At 70.8% G+C, this 21,484-nt stretch carries 21 protein-coding genes; 13 read left to right on the forward strand and 8 right to left on the reverse strand.

Annotated features, from left to right (window positions below; all coding sequences use genetic code 11):
- Positions 1-1,340 (reverse strand): hypothetical protein (locus Q0L54_RS03780; RefSeq protein WP_296665606.1); only part of this gene is annotated, 1,340 nt, incomplete at its 3' end.
- The gene (locus tag Q0L54_RS03785) at positions 1,337-1,876 is read right to left on the reverse strand and encodes an NUDIX hydrolase (RefSeq protein ID WP_296665608.1); all 540 of its coding nucleotides are present in this window, start codon (positions 1,874-1,876) and stop codon (positions 1,337-1,339) included. The genes Q0L54_RS03780 and Q0L54_RS03785, both read right to left, overlap by 4 nt.
- Before the next feature lie 70 nt (positions 1,877-1,946).
- On the opposite strand from Q0L54_RS03785, the gene Q0L54_RS03790 reads away from it, so the two are divergent.
- Positions 1,947-3,407 (forward strand): CCA tRNA nucleotidyltransferase, encoded by a 1,461-nt coding sequence (locus Q0L54_RS03790; RefSeq protein ID WP_296665610.1) that lies wholly within the window; start codon positions 1,947-1,949, stop codon positions 3,405-3,407.
- Between the two features lie 130 nt (positions 3,408-3,537).
- Here Q0L54_RS03790 and ald read toward each other — a convergent pair whose 3' ends face one another.
- A complete protein-coding gene (gene ald / locus Q0L54_RS03795) occupies positions 3,538-4,650 on the reverse strand; it encodes an alanine dehydrogenase (RefSeq protein ID WP_296665612.1) in 1,113 nt (370 codons plus the stop codon).
- A gap of 149 nt (positions 4,651-4,799) precedes the next feature.
- Here ald and Q0L54_RS03800 point away from each other — a divergent pair, with 149 nt between their 5' ends.
- Positions 4,800-5,330, forward strand: coding sequence for an Lrp/AsnC family transcriptional regulator (locus Q0L54_RS03800; RefSeq protein WP_296665614.1), 531 nt, complete (start codon positions 4,800-4,802; stop codon positions 5,328-5,330).
- A gap of 126 nt (positions 5,331-5,456) precedes the next feature.
- On the opposite strand, the gene Q0L54_RS03805 is transcribed toward Q0L54_RS03800, so the two are convergent.
- The gene (locus Q0L54_RS03805; protein ID WP_296665615.1) at positions 5,457-6,749 is read right to left on the reverse strand and encodes an MFS transporter; all 1,293 of its coding nucleotides are present in this window, start codon (positions 6,747-6,749) and stop codon (positions 5,457-5,459) included.
- A 100-nt stretch (positions 6,750-6,849) separates the two neighbouring features.
- On the opposite strand from Q0L54_RS03805, the gene Q0L54_RS03810 reads away from it, so the two are divergent.
- From Q0L54_RS03810 to Q0L54_RS03830, 5 genes are all read left to right on the forward strand, one after another.
- Positions 6,850-8,220 (forward strand): acyltransferase family protein, encoded by a 1,371-nt coding sequence (locus Q0L54_RS03810; RefSeq protein ID WP_296665617.1) that lies wholly within the window; start codon positions 6,850-6,852, stop codon positions 8,218-8,220.
- 22 nt (positions 8,221-8,242) lie between these two features.
- The gene (locus tag Q0L54_RS03815; RefSeq protein WP_296665618.1) at positions 8,243-8,695 is read left to right on the forward strand and encodes a DUF805 domain-containing protein; all 453 of its coding nucleotides are present in this window, start codon (positions 8,243-8,245) and stop codon (positions 8,693-8,695) included.
- Positions 8,692-9,330, forward strand: coding sequence for a LysE family translocator (locus Q0L54_RS03820; protein WP_296665619.1), 639 nt, complete (start codon positions 8,692-8,694; stop codon positions 9,328-9,330). Before Q0L54_RS03815 ends, Q0L54_RS03820 begins: the two co-directional genes overlap by 4 nt.
- Before the next feature lie 129 nt (positions 9,331-9,459).
- Positions 9,460-9,834 carry a DUF805 domain-containing protein gene (locus tag Q0L54_RS03825; RefSeq protein WP_296665621.1) on the forward strand — a complete coding sequence of 125 codons (375 nt, stop codon included), beginning with the start codon at positions 9,460-9,462 and terminating at the stop codon, positions 9,832-9,834.
- Between the two features lie 94 nt (positions 9,835-9,928).
- Entirely contained in the window at positions 9,929-10,603 is a 675-nt protein-coding gene (locus Q0L54_RS03830) for an SDR family oxidoreductase (protein ID WP_296665622.1), read from the forward strand.
- Between the two features lie 128 nt (positions 10,604-10,731).
- On the opposite strand, the gene Q0L54_RS03835 is transcribed toward Q0L54_RS03830, so the two are convergent.
- Positions 10,732-11,823 (reverse strand): inositol-3-phosphate synthase, encoded by a 1,092-nt coding sequence (locus Q0L54_RS03835; RefSeq protein WP_296665624.1) that lies wholly within the window; start codon positions 11,821-11,823, stop codon positions 10,732-10,734.
- 16 nt (positions 11,824-11,839) lie between these two features.
- The gene (locus tag Q0L54_RS03840) at positions 11,840-12,427 is read right to left on the reverse strand and encodes a PadR family transcriptional regulator (protein WP_296665625.1); all 588 of its coding nucleotides are present in this window, start codon (positions 12,425-12,427) and stop codon (positions 11,840-11,842) included.
- Between the two features lie 244 nt (positions 12,428-12,671).
- On the opposite strand from Q0L54_RS03840, the gene Q0L54_RS03845 reads away from it, so the two are divergent.
- Positions 12,672-15,002 carry a transglycosylase domain-containing protein gene (locus Q0L54_RS03845; RefSeq protein WP_296665627.1) on the forward strand — a complete coding sequence of 777 codons (2,331 nt, stop codon included), beginning with the start codon at positions 12,672-12,674 and terminating at the stop codon, positions 15,000-15,002.
- Positions 15,003-15,280: 278 nt separating this feature from the next.
- On the opposite strand, the gene Q0L54_RS03850 is transcribed toward Q0L54_RS03845, so the two are convergent.
- A complete protein-coding gene (locus tag Q0L54_RS03850) occupies positions 15,281-16,597 on the reverse strand; it encodes a carboxylate--amine ligase (protein ID WP_296665628.1) in 1,317 nt (438 codons plus the stop codon).
- The gene (locus Q0L54_RS03855; RefSeq protein ID WP_296665629.1) at positions 16,597-17,883 is read right to left on the reverse strand and encodes a carboxylate--amine ligase; all 1,287 of its coding nucleotides are present in this window, start codon (positions 17,881-17,883) and stop codon (positions 16,597-16,599) included. Before Q0L54_RS03855 ends, Q0L54_RS03850 begins: the two co-directional genes overlap by 1 nt.
- A gap of 206 nt (positions 17,884-18,089) precedes the next feature.
- On the opposite strand from Q0L54_RS03855, the gene rpsF reads away from it, so the two are divergent.
- The 5 genes from rpsF to dnaB all read left to right on the forward strand — a co-directional run bounded on the left by rpsF (position 18,090) and on the right by dnaB (position 21,435).
- Positions 18,090-18,380 (forward strand): 30S ribosomal protein S6, encoded by a 291-nt coding sequence (gene rpsF / locus Q0L54_RS03860; RefSeq protein ID WP_296665630.1) that lies wholly within the window; start codon positions 18,090-18,092, stop codon positions 18,378-18,380.
- Positions 18,381-18,434: 54 nt separating this feature from the next.
- On the forward strand, positions 18,435-18,926 hold the full coding sequence (locus tag Q0L54_RS03865; protein WP_296665631.1) for a single-stranded DNA-binding protein: 492 nt from the start codon (positions 18,435-18,437) through the stop codon (positions 18,924-18,926).
- A 31-nt stretch (positions 18,927-18,957) separates the two neighbouring features.
- Complete coding sequence (gene rpsR / locus Q0L54_RS03870; protein WP_296665632.1) at positions 18,958-19,194, forward strand: 30S ribosomal protein S18; 237 nt, start codon at positions 18,958-18,960, stop codon at positions 19,192-19,194.
- 13 nt (positions 19,195-19,207) lie between these two features.
- Positions 19,208-19,654: a 50S ribosomal protein L9 gene (rplI, locus tag Q0L54_RS03875; RefSeq protein WP_296665633.1), complete on the forward strand. Its 447-nt coding sequence runs from the start codon at positions 19,208-19,210 to the stop codon at positions 19,652-19,654.
- Positions 19,655-20,058: 404 nt separating this feature from the next.
- Positions 20,059-21,435 (forward strand): replicative DNA helicase, encoded by a 1,377-nt coding sequence (gene dnaB / locus Q0L54_RS03880; protein ID WP_296665634.1) that lies wholly within the window; start codon positions 20,059-20,061, stop codon positions 21,433-21,435.
- The last annotated feature ends 49 nt before the right edge of the window (positions 21,436-21,484 follow it).

A 21,484-nucleotide genomic window follows, 5' to 3' on the forward strand; every position in this document is an offset into this window, starting at 1 on the left:
TCCCGCGACCGGTCGAGGCGGCGAGCGAGGCCCGCGAGGGTCGACGCCGCGAGATCGTCCTGCGTGTCGGCGAATCGCGGCGCACCGAGCGGCGCGCCGCCGTCGCCTGCGATGAGGTCCGAGACATCCACGCTGGCGACGAACGGAGCCGCGGAGAGTGCCAGGAGCGTGGCGGAGGCGTTGGTCCCGGCCGGAGCCCACGCGACTCCGGGCGAGACGAGCACCGTGCCGGAGCCCGCTCCCGCCAGGGCGGCCGCCTGCGCGACGGCGAGCGCCGGGGCGGCGGCTCCCGTGCCGCGGGCGGTCTCCGACAGCGTCGGCTCGGGCACCAGCACGCGCACGGATCCGGCGGCTACGGCGATGCTCCGCAGGGCGGAATCGTCGGCGCCGGCCGCCGTGTCCGCGGCCCGGCCGTCCAGCAGCACCGCCGAGGCGCCGTTGGCGAGCGCGTACGCCGCGGTGGATCGGTCGAGCGCGGTCGCCACCGCGATCCACGGCATGTCTCGCGTCGCCTCAAGCTCGGAGCGACGCGAGCGGTCGAGGGCGTAGGCCATCATCTCCTGGTCCTCGGCGTGGGCGAGCGAGACCATGTCGGGGTTCGCCGTGGGCAGCCGGAACACCTCGCGCTCTGCGAGATTCAGTCCGGCGCCCCCGACGCGACCGAGCGAGTCCTCGTCGAGCAGCAGCGATACTCCGGGCACGTCCGAGGCGCCGGCCACGGCACGCGCCCGCACCGTCTCGCCCGAGGCGACGGCGATGGCCGCGACGCCCAGCTCAGGGATGGGCACCCCGGCCCACGTCAGAGTGCCGCGGTCGATCGTGGTCCAGCCTTCGGAGGTCTCGAGCCGCACCACCACGCCGTACACGCCCCACGCGTCCTGGGGCAGCGCCAAGGTATCGCTCGTCGCCTCCGCGGTGACGGAGGTGACGTCGCCCGCGAGCAGGCGCGTGGACGGCTCGCCGCCCGTGGCCGCGGACGGCGAGCCGATGCTGGTCCGCGCGACGGTTCGCACGGCCGTGTCCGCGCCGGCCACGAAGCCCTGGATCGCCTCGACGCCCGCGAGCGGCTCGCGCGTCAGCGCGAAGGAGACCGCCGCATCGTCCACCGACACGGAGCCCAGGTTTTCCACGCCCACCTCGACGGCGAAGCCCTGCCCAGGGGTCACCACGGCGGCCGGGAGGCCGGTGAGCCGCGCGACGACCCCTCCGGCCTGCGCGTCCGTGGGTGCGGCGGCGGCGGGCAGTCCGGCCGCCAGCGCCACGAGTGCGCCGAGCCCGGCCAGCACCCGGCGTGCACGCCGGCCCGGAAGGTATCGAGGCATCTCGGAACCGGCGCTCACGGCGCGATGGCGAGGAGGCGTGCCGCCGCCTGCGCCATCTTCCGCTCGTTGGGGTACGCGAGCTCCCTCGTGAGCTCGGCGACCGCGATCCACCGGGCGACCTCGGCCTCGTGGTCGGGATCGTTGTCCGTGGTGATGATCCCCCCCTTGGCCTCCAGCAGGTAGTGGTGCACCACCTTGTGGACGCGGCGATCGTCGCCGGTGAACCAGTAGTCGATGATTCCGATCGGCTGGATGATGTCCGCGTCGATGCCGGTCTCCTCGGCCACCTCGCGCACCGCCGCGATCTCGGGCGTCTCGCCCTCCTCGATGTGGCCCTTGGGCAGGCACCACTCGAGCCGGCCGGCGCGGTTGCGGCGGCCGATGCAGGCGGCGTACGCCACGCCGTCCTCGACGCGCACGGCGATGCCGCCGGCGGAGGTCTCGTTGCTCACCGGGAGGTGGGGGGTGCGATGCGCGGCGCTCTCCCGACGCTGCCGCAGCGCCGCGCTCGACGGCGGCGTCGGCACAGGACGCGGGACCGGCGGCGTGGGCATGGCCACAACTCTAACGACCCCGCGGGGGCCCCGAGGGAGGCGGGCCGCTCCCGTCTGGGACACTTGTCGCGTGACCAGCCGCACTCCCGCACCGCCGACGATCGACGTGCTGCGCCGCCGCGCCGCCGGCCTGTGGACCGCACTCCCACCGCAGATCGCAGAGCTCGCCGGTCTGTTCGCCGACGCCGGCCACGAGTTCGCCTTGGTGGGAGGTCCGGTGCGCGACGCCTTCCTGGGACGCTCGAGCGCTGACCTTGACTTCGCGACGTCCGCGCGCCCGGACGACGTGGAGCTGCTGCTGAAGCGTTGGACGCGCACCACGTGGGACATGGGGCGCGAATTCGGGACCATCGGCGGCCGCCACGGCGACCTGGTGGTGGAGATCACCACGTATCGGGCCGACGAATACGACGGCTCCACCCGCAAGCCCGTGGTGGCGTTCGGAGACTCGCTCGCGGGGGACCTGGCCCGCCGGGACTTCACCATCAACTCGATGGCGGTGCGGCTGCCCGCGATGGAGTTCACGGATCCGCACGGCGGCCTCGAGGACCTCGCGGGCGGGCTGCTGCGCACGCCCATCGACCCGCACGTGTCCTTCGCGGACGATCCGCTGCGGATGATGCGTGCAGCGCGGTTCGCCTCGCAACTGGGGTTCGACATCGAACCCGGGACGTACGCGGCGATGGCGCAGATGGCGGAGCGCCTCGAGATCGTCTCGGCGGAGCGTGTCCGGGACGAGCTGACCAAGCTGCTGCTGGGCGACGACGTTCGCGCGGGGCTCGCCGCCCTGGTCGACTCGGGGCTTGCCGACCACGTGCTGCCCGAGCTCCCCGCGCTGCGCCTCGAGGTCGACGAGCACCACCACCATAAGGACGTCTACGACCACACGCTCACGGTGGTCGAGCAGGCCATCGATCTCGAGACCGGCCCGGGCGGCGCCGTGCCCGGCCCCGACCTGGTGCTCCGCCTGGCTGCGCTGCTGCACGACATCGGGAAGCCGCCCACGCGGCGCCTCGAGCCCGGCGGCGGCGTGAGCTTCCACCACCACGAGGTGGTGGGCGCCAAGATGGCGGCCCGGCGCCTCAAGGCGCTCCGGTTCGACAAGGACACCGTCAAGGCGGTCGACCACCTGGTGGCGCTGCACCTGCGCTTCCACGGCTACGCGGACGCCCGCTGGTCAGACTCCGCGGTGCGCCGCTACGTGGTCGACGCCGGCGACCAGCTCGAGCGGCTGCATCGGCTCACGCGCGCCGACGTCACCACCCGCAACCGTCGCAAGGCCGAGCGGCTGGCCTTCGCCTACGACGACCTCGAGCAGCGGATCGCGCTGCTGCGCGAGCAGGAGGAGGTCGACTCGATCCGTCCGGACCTCGACGGCACGCAGATCATGGAGATCTTGGCCATCGCCCCGGGCCGCGCGGTGGGCCAGGCGTATCGCCACCTGCTTGAACTGCGGATGGAGCACGGACCGTTGGGCGAGGACCGCGCTCGCTCCGAGCTGCTCGCATGGTGGGAGTCGCGTCAGGCGTGACTCCGCTCCCCACCTCTGACACTGCGCACGGAGTTCGGCGCGACACGCGGGCAACGGGCCCCGCATCGGGCCGTTCCACCCGCGTGTCGCCGCCCACTCCGTGCGCAGTGTCAGGGGGTTGCGGCCGGCTTCAGGCCGGGATCGGGACCCCGAGCGCCGCCGGGAGGTGGGGGAATGCCTCTGCGGTGCCCGCGTGGACGATGCGGCCACCCGTGACGGCGAGCCCGCCGGCGAGCGCGGGGTCGGCGGCCGTGGCGGCCTCCCAGCCCAGCCCGGCGAGGCGGAGCGCGTACGGCAACGTCGCGTTCGTGAGCGCGAGCGTCGAGGTGCGGCCCACCGCGCCCGGCATGTTCGCCACGCAGTAGAAGGTGCTGCCCTCGACGGCGTAGGTGGGGGCGGCGTGCGTGGTGGGGCGCGAGTCCTCGAAGCAGCCGCCCTGGTCGATCGCGATGTCGACCAGCACGGAGCCGGGCTTCATCTTGGCGACCAGCTCGCGCGTCACGAGTCGCGGCGCGCGGGCGCCGGGGACGAGCACCGCGCCGATGACCAGGTCCGCCTCGGTGACGGCGGCCTCGATCTCGTAGGCGCTCGACGCGACGGTACGGATGCGGCCGCGGTAGAGGTCGTCGAGCTGGCGCAGGCGCGGGATCGAGAGGTCGAGCACGGTGACGTCGGCGCCCATGCCCACCGCCTGCGACAGGGCGCTCGCGCCGGCGACACCGGCGCCGATCACGGTGACCTTCGCGGGGCGCACGCCGGGCACGCCGGGCAGCAGCACGCCGCGCCCGCCCTGCGGGCTCATGAGGTGGTACGCGCCCACCATCGTGGCCATGCGGCCGGCGACCTCGCTCATCGGGGCGAGCAGGGGCAGCGACCGATCCGGGAGCGCCACCGTCTCGTACGCGATCGCCGTGGTGCCGGACTCCACCAGGGCGCGGGTGAGCGCCTCGTCGGCGGCGAGGTGGAGGTAGGTGAACAGCAGGAGGCCCGCGCGAAGGCGCGGGTACTCGGACGCGACGGGCTCCTTGACCTTGATGACCATCTGCGCGGCCCAGGCGTCGTCGGCGGTGCCGATCCGTGCGCCGGCGAGCGAGTAGTCCTCGTCCGCGAACGATGCGCCGGTCCCGGCCCCGGCCTGCACGGTCACGTGATGACCGGCCGCGACCAGCTCGCGCACGCCGGCGGGGGTGGCGCCCACGCGCCGTTCGTTGTCCTTGATCTCTGCAGGGATGCCGATGCGCATCGTCCGCTCCTCCTCCGGCGCCGCGCGCCTCCCATTAGCGGTGCGTCCGCACCATGTTCGATCAACATGTGTCATTCTGGGAGAAACTGCGGGTGGTGCAAGCAATCACGAACGCTTGGCTTGTTTCGCGGCGAAACGGAGAAGAATCGATGGCGGCACCGCTGCGTGAGGCCCTGCAGGCGAAGGGTGTTCGGCTCGACGATCTCGACGAGCGCATCCTCTGGGAGCTCATGCGTGAGGCGCGCGTGCCCAACGCGACGCTCGCGGAGCGTCTCCACGTGGCGCCGTCCACCACCCACGCTCGCGTCAAGGCGCTCCGCGACGCCGGCGTGATCCGCTCCTCCCACGTGGAGGTCGACTACGGGGCGCTCGGCCTCGACATGCAGGGGATCGTCTCGGTGCGGCTGCGCGCCCAGGCCCGGCCGCAGATCAAGACCTACGCGTCCAAGGTGATCCGGCTGCCCAACGTGCTGTCCGTGTTCTTCGTGGGCGGCAACGTCGACTTCCTGATCCACGTGGCCTGCACGTCGACGGCTCAGCTGCGGGACTTCGTCGCCAGCGAGCTCAGCATGGACCCCGCGGTGGCATCGACGGAGACCACGATCGTGTTCGACCACCTGATCGGCCAGGAGCACCTGGGGGCCGGCGGGCTGGCGGCGATGCGCGGCCCGATCGGCTGACCCCCGCCCTCCCCGCCTGACACTGCGCACGGAGTTGCGCGCGACACGCCGCGAGAAGCAGCTCCATGGGCGCATCCGTTCCGCGTGTCGCGCCGCACTCCGTGCGCAGTGTCAGAGGTGGGCGGGTCAGGCGATCGGCGACGGCACCCGCGGCGCCTGGGCATAGAGCGCGGCGATCGCCAGGTATGCGGCCGCGACCCCAGCCATGACGAGCGGCGAGTAGCCGTCCGGCGGCAGCACCAGCGCCGCAAGGGCCGCGCTCGCGATGAAGGCCACGTTGAAGGCCATGTCGTACAGCGCGAAGGCGCGGCCGCGCACCTCGTCCGCGGTGTCGTGCTGGACGATCGTGTCGACCGCGATCTTGGCGCCCTGGACCGCGAGGCTCACGATCACCGCCGCAGCGAAGAGCGCCCACCGCGCGCTGCTGAACACGAGCAGCGCCTGACCCGCGGCGCCCAGCACCAGGCAGCCGACAATCCACGTCTGCCGCTCGACCCGGGGGCCCAGCCAGGGGGTGAGGACCGCCGCCAGCCCGAACCCGACCGCGGCGAATGCCAGCACCACGGTGAAGGCGCCCAGCGACTCCTCGGGGTGGTCGGGGTCGCCCAGCAGGTTCCGCGAGATGAGGATCGCCGCGATGAACATGATTCCGTACAGCAGGCGCTGGAAGGCCATCACGCCCAGCGCGTGGAACGGCGTGACGCGGCGGCGCAGGTAGACCACGCCGTCGGACAGCTCGGCGCCCAGGGCCCGGATCTGCTCGGCCAGGTGGAGCGCCTCGAGCGGGTGGTCGGGACCCAGCTCGCGGCGGCGGAGCCACGTCGCCACCCACGAGGCGAGCGCGAAGGCCGCCGCGGAGGCGATGAGTGCCGCCAGCGCGAGCGAGGTGTCGGACGCGCCGGGGGCGAGGAAGGTCGCCAGCCCCCCGATGCCCGCCCCGATGGCGGCGGCGATGGTCCCGAGCGTGGGCATGATCGCGTTCGCGGCGAGCAGCTCGTCCTCGGGGACCACCTTCGCGATGCCGGCGGACATGGCGGCGAGCAGGAACCGGTTCACGGAGAGCGTCAGCAGGGCGAGCACGTACAGCGACCATGTGGGTCCGCCAGCGGCGATCACCACGATGATGCCTGCGGTGAGCGCCACCCTCACCAGGTTGCCCACCAGCACGATGCGCTGCCGCTGCCACCGGTCGATGAGCGGCCCCACGAACGGCCCCACCAGCGTGAACGGCGCGAGCAGGATCGCGAAGCCGATCGCGATGTCCGCGGGCGCCGCCGCCTGCGTGGGGTCGAAGAAGAACGCGGTGGCGATCCCCACCTGGAACATCCCGTCCCCGGCCTGCGACAGCACGCGCGAGTAGGTGAGGCGCCGGAATCCGCGCGCCTCCCATAGCCGGGCGAGGTCGCGGGTCAGGGTCACGCGCTCAGACTAGGGGCAGCGTGCCGGGCACGGCCCCGCACCCGCCTCGCACCGCCGCGCCCCGCCCCGCCCCGGCCCCACGCGTGGCTAGCATCGAGCCATGGGCGACCTCACGGTGTCCGCGGCGGTGGCCGCCACCCCCGACACGCGCGACCGCTACGTGGACCTGGTGCGCGTCGCGTCGCTGCTGGGCGTGATCCTTGGCCACTTCTCCATGGCTGCCGTGGTGATGAGCCACGCGGACGGCACGGTCGAGATCGCCAACGTCCTCGAGTCCGCCGCCTGGACGCGGCCCATCACCCTCCTCTTTCAGGTGATGCCCCTCTTCTTCGTGGTCGGCGGCTTCGCACACGCCGTCGCGTGGCGGTCGCTGCGCCGTCGCGGCGGCGGGTACGCCGACTTCGTGCACGCCCGCATCGGCCGGCTGATCCGCCCGACCCTGGTGTTCGTGGGCGTCTGGGTGGGCATCGGCGCTGTGGTCGAGCTGCTGTGGCGCGACTCCCCGGCGACGGCGCCGATGCTGCAGATCTCCGGCCAGCTGCTGTGGTTCATCGGCATCTACCTCATCGCGGCCGCGCTCGCGCCGCTCCTGCACGCGGCGCACGAGCGGTGGGGGGTGGTTGCCCTCGTCGCCCTCGTCCTCGCCGCCGTCGGCGTCGACGCGCTGCGGCTCGCGGCGGGCATCGACGGCGTCAAGTGGCTCAATTTCGCCTTCGTGTGGCTCGCGATCCACCAGCTGGGCTTCCACTATGCGGACGGCGTCGCGGACCGCGCGCCGCGCAGGCTCGGGTGGACGATGCTCGGGCTCGGTGGCGCGGTCCTGGTCGCCCTGGTGGTGTGGGGCCCGTACGGCGTGTCCATGGTCTCGTACAACGGCGAGGCGCTGTCGAACCTCGCTCCGCCCACGGTGGCGCTGCTGGCCTTCGCCGTGGCGCAGGCCGGGGCCGCCCTGCTGCTGCGCGGGCCCGCCCGCCGGGCTCTCGCGCGCCGCCGCGTGTGGACCGCCGTGGTGGGCGGCGGGGCCGTGGCGATGACGGCGTTCCTGTGGCACTTCACCGCGCTCGTGGCCATCTATGCGGCCCTATGGATCGCCGGCGTCGACCTGCCGGGAGACCCCGCCCTCGCATCGTTCTGGTGGGCCAAGCTCGCGATGCTCCCGCCCTTCCTGCTGCTGGTGGCGGCCCTGGTGGTGGCGTGGCGGCGGTTCGATCGGCCGCCCCCGCGGCAGGCGCTGGTGGGCCCCCACGCGGCGCGGACCGCCGTGGCGGCGCTCGCGGTGGCGTGCGCGATCGCCGGGATGCTCGCCTTCGCGGTGGTGGGATTCCGCGGGGTGCTGACAGGGTACGTGGGCTCTCTCGCCGGCGTGCCCGTGACGGTCTGGGAGGCCGCCGGGCTCACCGCCGCCGCGGCGCTGCTCGCCTGGGCGGCGGTCTCCGCGCGATCGCCTCGACCCGCGGCGTCAGTAGAGTGACCGAGTCAGAGGGGAGGCCCCGATGAGCCTCGGCCGTGCGGTGGTCGCCTGCTACCGGCGCTACGCGACGTTCGGCGGTCGCGCGCGCCGCAGCGAGTTCTGGTGGTTCCACCTCTACGCGCTGCTCGTGTGGGTTCCGACGGCGGTCGCCGCGACGGTGCTGTGGGGGAACGCCTTCGAGGGCTCGATCAGCGGGCCCGCCGAGGACCCGACCATCAACCCCGACGCGGTCGCCTGGGCGCCGCTCACCGTGGCGCTGGGGGTGATCCTGCTCTACCTGCTCGCGGTCGGCATGCCGCTGCTCGCCGTGACCGCGCGGCGCCTCCACGACATCGACAGGTCCGCGTGGTGGCTACTGCTGCAGGCCGCGGGCCTGGGTGTGGTCCTGCTCGTGATGGGCGTGTTCCAGGGCCGCACCGGGTCGAACCGGTACGGGCCGGACCCCCGGCTCGTCGCCGCGCCCGTCCTGCCGTGATCGCGCCGCACACCCTGCTGGCGTTCGCCGCGCTGGCCTTCGTCGTGATCGTGATCCCCGGACCCAGCGTGCTGTTCATCGTGGGCCGCGCCCTGCAGCACGGCCGCTGGCCCGCGCTGGTCTCCGTGGTGGGCAACACCGGCGGCGTCCTGGTCCACGCGGTGCTGGTCGCGTTCGGCGTGGGCGCCGTGATCGCCGCCTCGGAGGCCGCCTTCGTGGTGCTGAAGATCGTGGGCGGGCTGTACCTGGTGTGGCTGGGCGTCCAGGCGATTCGCCATCGCGGCGACGGTCTCGCGGTGCGGCAGGACGATGCGGTGGTGCCGTCCACGGGGCGCCTGCTCGCCGAGTCGTTCACGGTGGGCGTGACCAACCCGAAGACGTTGGTGTTCGTCGCCGCCGTGCTGCCGCAGTTCGTGGACACCGCGAGCGGGCCGGCGTGGGCGCAGATCCTGATGCTCGGGTTGGTGTTCGCGGCGATCGCGCTGGTCTCGGACGGCGCCTACGCGCTGCTGGCCTCGGGTGCGCGGGCGTGGCTCGCGCGATCCCCGCGCCGCGTCGCCGGGATCCGCGCCACCGGCGGCGCGCTGATGACCGCGCTCGGGGTGGTGCTGCTGCTGTCGCGTCGCGCCGCGTGAGTCGCGGGTGTACAACATGTGAACGGCCGACAAAAACACCGCATCGTCCCGGCCCGCCTGTCCGGATACCTCCCTCAGCCTGGCTACTCTTTTCCTGACCGGCGTGCGCCGGAAGATCGAAGGAGAGACATGTTCAGCGGATATCAGACAGCCCTCAGCAAGTACGCGCAGTTCAGCGGCCGTTCGCGTCGCACGGAGTACTGGGGCTTCGTCCTCATCAACACCATCATCATTCTGGCCCTCGAGCTCGTCGCCATCCTGGCCGGCCGTGACGCCGATGGCGCCTTCACCGTGGTCGGATGGATCTTCATCGCCGCCATCGTCGTCTACAGCCTCTTCGTGCTGATCCCGGCGATCGCGCTGTCGTGGCGCCGCTACCAGGACATCGGCTGGGCCGGTGCAGTGTCGATCGTCGGCTGGATCATCCCGCTGCTGACCTTCATCGTCGCGTTCATCCCCGGCAACCCGGGCGCGAACCAGTACGGGCCCGACCCGAAGGCCTGACGCCACGCCTTGAACGACGGCCGGGCCCTGGCAGGGGGCCCGGCCGTTGTCGCGTCCGGTTGCGGGCGAGCACCGAGGCGGCCAGGCTGGAGGTATGAGCATCCCGGACCGCGTCGCGATCGTCGGAGGGCACGGCAAGGTGGCGCTACGGCTGATCCCGATCCTGCTCCACAGAGGCCATGAGGTGGTGGCGCTGGCGCGCGGCGACGAGCAGCTCCACGAGCTGTCCCGGCTGGGCGCGGCCCCTCGCAAGCTCGACATCGAGGCGGCCGACGAGGCGGCCTTCTCCTCGGCGTTCGGCGGCTGCGACGCCGTGGTGTTCGCCGCGGGCGGCGGGCCGGACGGCAACATCGAGCGCAAGCGCACCGTCGACCTCGAGGGCTCGCTCAAGTCGATCGCCGCGGCCAAACACCGCCGCATCGCGCGGTTCTTGCAGATCTCCGCGACGGGGGTCGACGCCGAGCCCGATCCGGAGCGCGGCGAGGTGTGGGCGGCGTACATGCACGCCAAGCGCGACGCGGACGCCGCGCTGCGAGCGTCCGGCCTCGCGTGGACCATCCTGCGACCCGGCATCCTCACCGACGGCCCCGGCACCGGCTGCATCACCATCGGCGAGCATGTGATGCCGTACTCGATCCCGCGCGTGGACGTGGCGCAGACCATCGCGTCCTGCCTGTCCCGCCCGCTGACCGCGGGTCACCAGTGGGAGATCATCACCGGGCCCGAGCCCATCGGCGCGGCGCTCGACGCGCTGACCGCCGCCGGCTAGCCCGGGCGCCTCGCGCATCGTCCCGTCCGCCGGGCGCGTCGGCTCGTCGCGCCCCGCCGGGATACGCGAAAGGCCGGATCCCCCACAGCGGGATCCGGCCTTCCTGCGATGCTGCGGTGCGCCGAGGCTCAGCGCTCGCGGGCACCCGCGATGAACTCCTCGAGGTGCTGGCGACCCAGCGTGTCCTCGGTCTGGACCGGGGGCGACTTCATGAAGTAGGTCGACGCCGAGAGGATGGGTCCACCGATGCCGCGGTCCTTGGCGATCTTCGCCGCGCGGATCGCGTCGATGATGATGCCGGCCGAGTTCGGGGAGTCCCACACCTCGAGCTTGTACTCCAGGTTCAGGGGCACCTCGCCGAAGGCAGAGCCCTCGAGGCGCACGTACGCCCACTTGCGGTCGTCGAGCCACGCGACGTAGTCCGAGGGACCGATGTGCACGTTGCGCGAGTCCTTGAGGCCCGCGAGGGGGCCCTGGAGGTTGGAGGTGACGGCCTGGGTCTTGGAGACCTTCTTGGACTCGAGGCGCTCGCGCTCGAGCATGTTCTTGAAGTCCATGTTGCCGCCGACGTTGAGCTGGTACGTGCGGTCGAGGCGCACGCCACGGTCCTCGAACAGCTTCGCCATCACGCGGTGCGTGATGGTGGCGCCCACCTGCGACTTGATGTCGTCGCCCACGATCGGGACGCCGGCGGCCTCGAACTTCGCGGCCCACACCGGGTCGGACGCGATGAAGACGGGCAGCGCGTTGACGAAGGCCACATTCGCGTCGATCGCGCACTGCGCGTAGAACTTCGCGGCCTCCTCGGAGCCCACGGGGAGGTAGCAGACCAGCACGTCGGCCGCGGTGTCCTTGAGGACCTGCACCACGTCGACGGGGGTCTCGTCGGACTCGACGATGGTCTGGCGGTAGTACTTGCCGAGGCCGTCGAGGGTGACGCCGCGCTGTACCTGGATCTCCGTCTTGGGGACGTCGCAGATCGAGATGGTGTTGTTCTCGGACGACGTGGTCGCCTCGACGAGCTCCTTGCCCACCTTGAGCGAGTCCACGTCGAACGCGGCCACGAACTCGATGTCCGAGATGTGGTAGTCGCCGAACTGGACGTGCATCAGACCCGGGACGGTGTCCCCGGCGGTGGCGTCCTTGTAGAACTCCACACCCTGGATCAGCGACGTGGCGCAGTTGCCGACGCCGACGATGGCGACGCGAAGCTTGGCCATGTTGTTGTCTCCTTGACTAGTGGCCCGCGGAAGCGGGGCCGGGGTTGTCTCCGCCGGGGGCGGAACGTTCGTTTTCGATGAGTTGGTCGAGCCATTCGACCTCGCGCTCGACCCGCTCGAGGCCGTGGCGCTGCAGTTCGGCGGTGTAGGCGTCGTGGCGCTCGTGCATGCGCTTGAGCCCCTCGGACACCTCCTCCAGCCGTTCGGAGAGCCGGCTGCGCCGGCCCTCGAGGATCCGCAGCCGTGTCGCGGAGTCGGTGTGCGCGAAGAGCGCGAAGCGAACGTCGAACGTGTCGTCGTCCCACGACGACGCGCCCGCGCTTGCCAGCTCCTCGGTGAGGCGGGTTCGCCCCGCCTCGGTCAGGCTGTAGGCGATCCGCGCGCGTCGGGACGATGCGGGGGTCGCGGCCCCGGGCTCCTCGCCCGCGGTCTCGATCAGCCCGGTGTCGACCATGCGGCGCAGGCACGGGTACAGGGACCCATAGCTCAGCGCCCGGAAGGGGCCGAGCTCCGCGCCGAGAAGCTTGCGGATCTGGTAGCCGTGGAGCGGCTGATCCTGGAGGATGCCGAGGATGGCGAGGGTCAGGACGTCGGTCTTGGCCACGGGCTGCTCCTCTCCACTCGGCGCGGGCTGCGCCGCGATATCTCCATTAGTTGTATCGCTCCGATACATCGAGAACCGTACATGACGATCCCGCGATGCGCGAATCGGGCGCACCGGGGGACGTTTCGGACCCGTCGAGCGTTGACCCGGAAGCAGGCGGACCCTGCGTCCGCGGCGACCTGCCGCGGCGCCGGCGCGGCCGCCTTCCTTACGTCAGTTCGCTTCAGTTCCCTAAGGTGGTCACGTGACCGATCGTCCCAACTCGCCCAAGCGCGTCTCCACGCGCTCCACCACGACCTCCGGCGCCGGCCAGCCCGCGCGCTCCGGCCAGGCTCCCGTGCGCCGCAGCACCGGCGCCCAGAAGCCCACCACCGGATGGGCCGCGACGGGAGCGTCCGCGACCTCCGGCGGAACCGCTGCGTCGAAGGGCGGCAAGGGTGGGGCCGGCGGCACGGGCGGAACCGGCGGCGGCAAGGGCCGGACCAAGCAGCCCGAGGGTCCCCGGTGGAAGCGGGTCCTCAAGCGCACCGGCATCGTCGCGCTCATCGCGGGCTTCGTCGCCATCGCGGTGGGCTCCATCGCGATGATGGTCATCTACTCGCGCCTCGAGGTGCCCGAGGCCTCCGACGTGGCGCTCGCGCAGTCGTCGACCGTGTTCTACGCGGACGGCGAGACGGAGATGGGCCGGGTGGGCGAGGCCAACCGCGAGATCATCTCCTTGGCGGACGTTCCCGACTACGTGCCGCACGCCGTGGTCGCCGCGGAGGACCGCAGCTTCTACACCAACCCCGGCATCGACTTCCTGGGCACCGCGCGTGCCCTGTTCAACACTGTGGTGCTGGGCAAGAAGCAGGGTGGCTCGACCATCACGCAGCAGTACGTGGAGCGCTACTACGTGGGCGAGACCACCACCGACATCCCCGGCAAGATCAAGGAGGCGCTGCTCGCGCTCAAGGTGGATTCGGAGCAGTCCAAGGACGAGGTGCTCGAGAACTACATGAACACCATCTACTTCGGACGCGGCGCGTATGGCATCGAGGCCGCATCGAAGGCCTACTTCGGCAAGTCCGCGGCCGACCTCACGCTCTCCGAGGCCGCGATGCTGGCAGGCATCATCCCGGCCCCCAGCGCGTGGGACCCCCGCCTCGATCCGGAGAAGGCGGAGCAGCGCTGGAACTACGTGCTCGACGGGATGGTCGAAGGCGAGTTCATCACGCAGGAGGAGCGTGACGCGCAGACGTTCCCCGACACCATCGACTACGTCGCGTCCGACACCTTCGGTGGCCCCACCGGCTACCTGCTGCGCACGTCTCTCAACGAGGCGATGAGCGTGCTGGGCATCGAGCAGGACGAGCTCGAAATGGGCGGATACAGGATCATCACCACGGTCGACAAGGCCTCCCAGGAGGCGGTCGAGCAGGCCGTCGAGAACATGCCCGACGACCACGCGGACAACCTCCGCGTCGCCGCGACCACGCTCAATGCGGAGACCGGTGCCATCACGTCCATGTACGGCGGCGCCGACTACCTCGCGGTGCAGCGCAACGCCGTCACGCAGGACATCGCACAGGCGGGCTCGACGTTCAAGCCGTTCGCCATGATCGCCGCGCTGTCGAACGGATGGGGCCTGGGCACCACCTACACGGCCAACAGCGGCATGGAGATCGAGGGCTTCGACCGTCCCGTCCGCAACTTCGGCGGCGAGAACTACGGCCGCACCGACATGGTCAAGGCCACCCGCAACTCCGTCAACACCTACTACGTGCAGCTGGGACGCGACGTGGGCCCCGACAAGGTGATGGACACCGCGATCGCCGCCGGCCTGCCCGAGGACACGGTGGGCCTGGACTCCAACCCCGCCAACGTGCTCGGTACCGCGTCACCCACCGCCCTGCAGATGGGGCACGCCTACACGACGATCGCGAGCGGCGGCGTCGAGAAGGACCCCTACATGGTCCAGACCATCCAGGGCTCCGACGGCGAGACGGTGTACGAGCACGAGGTCGACAGCGCCCGCGTGTTCGCCGAGGACGTGATGGCCGACACCACCTATGCCATGCAGCGCGTGGTCTCCAACGGCACGGCCCGCAAGGCCGCAGTGCTCGGCCGGCCGCTCGCGGGCAAGACCGGCACGTCGAATGACAACCGCTCCGCATGGTTCATCGGCTTCAGCCCCGAGATCGTCGGCGTGGTCTCGATGTACCAGGTGGGACCCAACGGCGAGGTCGAGGAGATCACCCCGTTCGGCGGCTACAGCCAGATCACCGGTGGCTCCGTTCCGGTCGACATCTGGATCGAGATGATGACGCCCATCCTGGACACCATGGACGTGGTCGACTTCCCGCCCCGCGCGGATGTGGGCGAGGCCAAGAACGTGATCTCCACGCCCACCCCGTCGCCCACGCCCTCGGAGACCTCCGAGCCGGTGGTGACGCCGTCGCCCACCCAGACCGCGGAGCCCGGCCCCTCGGTGACCCCCACGCCCGTGCCCTCGGCAGGCGGCGGCAACGCAGCGGGGAATGGGAACGCAGGAGGAAATGGCAACGCCGGGAGCGTGGTGGTCGGCGTCGGCTGACCCGCCCCGGCTCACCCCCCTTTCATCAGCGGTGTGCCTGAGTGTCGCTGTGAGCGCGGATTCAGCTCAGCGGTGTGCCTGAGTGTCGCTGTGAGCGCGGATTCAGCTCAGCGGTGTGCCTGAGTGTTGATCGGCGCCGGAGCCGGCCCCCGCGGGGTCTGCGGAGCTGAGCGACACTCAGGCACACCGTTGACCCGATCGACGCCGAAAAGCGACACAATTCCGCACCGTTGGCGGGCGCGGGCTCCAGAGGCGGTCGCCGGCGCCTGGCGACTCGCCTACCCCCGCACCGCGCGGTCCGCGAACGGCAGGCCCCGCAGCGACTCCCGCTCCGCCAGCTGAGTCTCCTTGGGATACCAGTGGCGGTACTTGCGGACGTGATTGACCTGATGCGCGGTCAGGTAGGCGAGACGCCGCGGGCTCCGGTCGGCGCGATTCCACAGCGCGTGCGACACCCGGCCCTTGCGGTAGAGCCGCCGCACCAGCGCCTTGATGTCCTTGTCGAGCAGGTACCGCATGATCAGCGGCCGCGGCAGGATCGTGAACAGCGTCTGGTGCTGGGCCGGCGGGTAGCCGTCGCCCACCGCTGGCAACCCCAGCACGTGCTCCCGCACGTAGGCGACCACGGGGTTGATCCCCGCGCCGGTGACGAAGAAGTTGGACCGGCTCAGCCGCGGATTGATCTCGAAGTACATGGTCTCGCCGGTGCGCGCGTCGACCTTCATGTCGAGGCTCGCGAAGCCGCGCCACCCGATCGCCTCGAGCAGCCGCTCGATCTTGGCGACCTCGACCGGCTCGTCCACCGTCAGCACCACCGACGAGTTGCCCACCGTGCCCGGCAGGTGCTCCTGCAGCAGCACGTGGCCATAGACGCTGAACGCCGCCTTGCCGTCGGCGCCGACGTACGTGTTGACGATCCGCAGCGCGGCGTCGTCCCCCGGGATCAGGTCCTGGATCACGAACTCGTCGCGGTAGCCGGCCGCGTGGATCCGCTCCAGCAGCTCGACCAGCGCCTCCGGGGTGGGGACGGTGAAGACCTTCTCCTTCCCCTCGAACTCGATCGCGTGGTAGGCCGCCGAGTCGTCCGCCTTGGCGATGACGGGGAACGCCAGGTCGCCGGTGTCGACGTGGGTCCCCGTGGCGAGATCCACCACCACCGACCGTGGATGGCCCAGCCCGTGCTCGCGGCACAGGTCCGCGAACGAGTCCTTGCTGGTGACCAGGTCGAGAAGTTCGACGTCGACGTAAGGCACCGCGAAGGCGTGCACCAGGTCCGCCTTGCGCTCGATGAGCGCGCGCACCAGCCAGTCCACCGACGCCACGGCGATCAGGTCCGCGCCCTCGTGCTCCTCGGCGATGCGCAGCAGCGCCTCGACCAGCACGTCCGGATCGTCCATCTCCGGGACCACCACGTTCTCGATGATCGCCGAGTCCCGGACGATGCCGTTGAGGGTGGCGCTCACCAGCAGCGACCGCACGCCGAAGGCCTCGTGGAAGGCGCGCGCGAGCGAGTAGCCGCCGATGTCCCCGCCCAGCACCACCGGCACCAGCGTGCGGCCCGCGATCAGGTCGCGGTACGGGAACGGCGCCGCCACTAGAAGCCGCTCTCGGTGGGTCGCGGATAGTGCTCGCGGTACTTCATCACCAGCCGCGCCCCGAGCGCGGTGACGTAGGCGCGGCGCTTCACCCCCGCATCGGCCCGGTAGCGGAGCGGGTGGGCGATGCCGTGCCGCTTCCTCGCCGCCGCCACCCGCGCGCGCAGCGACGGGTCGAGCAGGTACCGCAGCAGCATCCGGTACGGGACCACCGAGTACAGGACCTCGCGGTCCGGGGTGACCGCCGGCGTGGGCCCGTCGACGTGGTCCGGCAGCAGGTCGCGGGCGACCACCTCGACCACGTTGACCCCCGCGGCGGTGACGTAGAAGTTGTTGCGGCCGATGCGCGGGTTGGCTTCGAAGAAGATGCGCTCACCCGTGCGGGAGCTGACCTTGTAGTCGAAGTTGGCGAAGCCGAAGTAGCCGGTGTGGTCCAGGAAGCGCGCGGCGGCGTCGAGCGCCTCGCGGTCGACCTCGGTGAGGATCGCGGCGGGGATGCCCAGGGTCCCCGGGGTGTGCTCCTCGAGCAGCACTCGGCCGCCGGCCAGCAGGGTCACCTGGCCCGCGCTGTCGCGGTACGCGGTGAGCGACCTCATGTGGGTCTCGTCGCCCGGCACGAACTCCTGGATCAGGAACTCGCTCGGGTAGCCGAGGCCCTCGAGGTGCCCGAGCACCTCGACCAGCTCCGCCTCCGAGGTGAAGTGGTGGATCTTCTGCTTGCCGGGGAACGCGGCCTTGAACCAGTCCGCGCTGTTGGAGGGCTTGCCGATGAGCGGGTACTCGATGCCCGCCTCTCGCACGCGCTCGACCGCCTGCTGGGAGCTCACGGCGACCCCCGCATCGTTCCCGCCGAATCCCACCGCGACGGTGAAGGGCGTGCGGATCGCGACCTCGTCGCAGGCGGCGGCGAACGCCACCTTCGAGGACACCCGGTCGAAGGTCTCGAGATCGCAGAACGGCAGGTGCCAGCGGGAGTCGATGCGATCGCGGTGCTGTGCGATCACGCGGACGTGCCAATCGAGGTTGGTGAAGAGCAGCAGCTCGTGGTCCGGGTGGTCGGCCGCGATCTGATCGAGGCGGCTCAGCAGCACCTCCGGGGTGAAGACGTCGGGCTCGATGATCCACTCGGCGAGCCGCGAGTAGCGGCCGAACGTGGTGACGCGCGGCGAGAGCACCGCGGAGCTCCAGCCGAACCTCTCCTGGGCCGCCCGCTGGAACGCGTAGGTGCCGATATCGCCGCCCAGGCCCACCACCAGTACCTGCTTCACCGCCACCTCTTCCGTCATCGCCGTGCCAGTCTAGCCAGCCGTGCGGGGCACCTCCCGGAGTGCAGTTTCCACAGCCGCAGAGGGTGGCTGGCGCGGTGTCGCATCGGGACGCTATCCTTGGACGTCGCAGATCCGCCTGGCCACCTGGCTGGGCAGTCCGCGACTGCATCACCCTCCTGCCACGGAACGTCCGTGGCCGCACAGTCCAGAGGAGGTGGGTATAGATGCGTCAGTACGAAATGATGGTCATCCTCGACCCTGAGGTTGACGAGCGCACGGTCCAGCCGTCGCTCGACAAGTACCTGTCCGTGATCACGGGCGATGACGGCACCGTCGACAAGCTCGACATCTGGGGCCGCCGTCGGCTCGCGTATCCGATCAAGAAGAAGAACGACGGCATCTACGCGGTGATCAACTTCACCTCGGAGTCCGCGACGGCGAAGGAGCTCGAGCGTCAGCTCGGACTCAACGAGTCGATTCTTCGCACCAAGCTGCTGCGCCCGGACGCTCACTAGTCCGGTCCTCTCCCGACTCTCACCAGCGAACACACGAAACCAGAGGGAACACACATGGCAGGCGACACTCAGATCACCGTGGTCGGCAACCTCACCGGGGACCCGGAGCTCCGCTTCATCTCCTCGGGCGCGGCCGTCGTCAACTTCACGGTGGCGTCCACCCCCCGCACGTTCGACCGTCAGTCGAACGAGTGGAAGGACGGCGAGACCCTGTTCATGCGGTGCTCCCTATGGCGTGAAGCCGCCGAGAACGTCGCAGAGTCCCTCACCAAGGGCATGCGCGTGATCGTCACCGGCCGTCTCGTGTCCCGTTCGTGGGAGACCAACGGCGAGAAGCGCACCGTCACCGAGATGCAGGTCGACGAGGTCGGCCCTTCGCTCCGATACTCCACCGCCAAGGTCACGCGCACTCAGCGCAGCGGCTCCGGCGGCGGCGGCTTCGGCGGCGGCAACTCCGGTGGTGGCGGCTACAGCAGCTCGCCCGCGGGCGGCTCCGCAAACGACCCGTGGGCCACGGCCCCGGCGTCCGACGAGCCCCCGTTCTGACAGGCACTTATCTCTTCAGGAGTTCACATCAATGGCTAAGCACGACATCCGTAAGCCGCGCAAGAAGGTCAACCCGCTCAAGGCCGCCAAGGTCGACCGGGTGGACTACAAGGACACCGCGCTGCTTCGCAAGTTCATCTCCGACCGCGGCAAGATCCGTTCGCGCCGCGTCACCGGGGTCACGGTCCAGGAGCAGCGCGAGATCGCGCGCGCGATCAAGGTCGCACGTGAGATGGCGCTCCTCCCCTACGCCGGCTCCGGCCGCTGACGGGAGGGCACTCATGGCTAAGGTCATCCTGACCCACGAGGTCTCCGGCCTCGGCATCGCCGGCGACGTCGTCGATGTCAAGGACGGGTACGCAAGCAACTACCTGGTTCCCCGCAAGCTGGCCACCCCGTGGTCGGCCGGCGCGGAGAAGCAGATCGACGCCCTCCGCAAGGCGCGCCGCGCCAAGGAGATCGCGACCGTCGAGGGTGCACAGGCCGCGCGTGACGCGCTGCAGTCCGCCCCCGTCGTGGTCGAGGTGAAGGCCGGCGAATCCGGTCGTCTCTTCGGCGCCGTCTCGCCCGCGGACATCGCGGCCGCGATCGGCTCGCGCGCCACGGTGGACAAGCGTCGCATCCACGTCGCTCAGCCCATCAAGGCGCTGGGCGAGTACCACGTGAAGGTTGCGCTGTCCTCGGACATCACGGCCACGGTCGCCGTCCAGGTGGTCGCCGCCAAGTAGCGGGTTCACTCTCACGCACGAGGCCCGGGTCCCCGCACGGGGGTCCGGGCCTCGTCGCGCGCGGAGCGCCGGCCGGGCCACGGCCCCGCTGGCGCGACACGCCCACGCGCGACACGCCGGGTACTTCTCCTCAGAAACTGTCCACAGCATCGTCTCCATTGACTGTCCTGGTAGAAGTGCATTTGGGGACATTTTGTACAGTCCATCCACAATGTTGTCCACACCGTTCACGGCGCGTTGTCCACGGGTTGACCACCCGTCATCCACGGAATTGCGGGAGTTCTCCACGGGTCATCCACGGATGGCGCACGTGCCGATTTGGGACGCCGCGCCCGGGGCTCTACATTCGCGTGTCTGACCTACGCGGGACACTGGGGTCATCCGTCAGAGGGTAAGGGGAACGCATGTCCGTCGACGAGCTCGAGGCCGCCTACGGCCCCGGCCGGGGGCCGCGCAGCACGTTCGACCGCCTGCCCCCGCAGAATCTCGACGCGGAGCAGAGCGTGATCGGCTCGATGATGCTCTCCAAGGACGCGATGGCGGACGTCATCGAGGCCGTTCGCGCGGACGACTTCTACAAGCCCGCGCACGAGACCATCTTCGACATCGCGGTCAAGCTCTACAACTCGGGCGACCCGGTCGACGCGCTCACGGTGAGCGCCGAGCTCCAGCGCACGGGCGCACTCGCTCGGGTGGGCGGGGCCGAGTACCTGCACACGCTCATCGCGATGGTGCCCTCCGCGGCGTCCGCCGGGTACTACGCCCGTCTGGTGCGCGAGCAGGCGATCCTGCGGAAGCTGGTGGAGGCCGGCACCCGCATCGCGGGCCTCGGCTACGACGGCGAGGGCGCGGAGGTGGACGCGATCGTCGACACCGCGCAGGCCGAGATCTTCGCGGTCACCGAGCGACGCAACTCCGAGGACTATCTCTCCATCGGCGACATCATGGAGCGCACCCTCGAAGAGGTCGACGCCGCCTCGGCGCGCGACGGCAGCATGCTGGGTGTGCCCACCGGGTTCCGCGAGCTCGACGACCTCACGGGCGGGCTGCAGGGTGGCCAGATGATCGTCATCGCCGCTCGGCCCGCCATCGGAAAGTCGACCCTGGGCCTCGACATCGCGCGCTCGGCCGCCATCCGGCACCACAAGGCCTCCGTCATCTTCTCGCTGGAGATGAGCCGTGAGGAGATCACCAAGCGCATGCTCTCGGCCGAGGCCGGGGTGAAGCTGTCGAAGCTCACCAAGGGCCCCATGGGTCCCAGTGACTGGGAGAAGCTCGCCCAGACGGCCGCGTCGGTCGCCAAGGCACCGCTGTTCGTCGACGACAGCCCCAACATGTCGCTGATGGAGATCCGCGCGAAGTGCCGTCGGCTCAAGCAGCAGCACGATCTTCAGCTGGTGGTGGTCGACTACCTCCAGCTCATGAGCTCCGGGCGCAAGGTGGAGTCCCGCCAGCAGGAGGTGTCGGAGTTCTCGCGTGCGCTCAAGCTGCTCGCGAAGGAGATCGACGTGCCGGTGATCGCGATCTCGCAGCTGAACCGTGGTCCCGAGCAGCGCGGGGACAAGAAGCCGATGCTCTCCGACATGCGCGAGTCGGGCTCGATCGAACAGGACGCGGACCTCGTGATCCTGCTCCACCGCGAGGACGCGTACGACCGTGAGAACCGGCCGGGCGAGGCAGACTTCATCATCGCGAAGCACCGCGCCGGCCCCACGGACACCATCGCGGTGGCGTTCCGCAAGGACTTCGCGCACTTCGCGGACATGGCGCCGGACCTGTAGCGATCCGGCCCGCGGCCACCCGCGGTCCGCAGACAGCGCCCCCGCCCGC

Source organism: Demequina sp. (genome assembly GCF_024642165.1).
Taxonomy (GTDB): Bacteria; Actinomycetota; Actinomycetes; order Actinomycetales; family Demequinaceae; genus Demequina.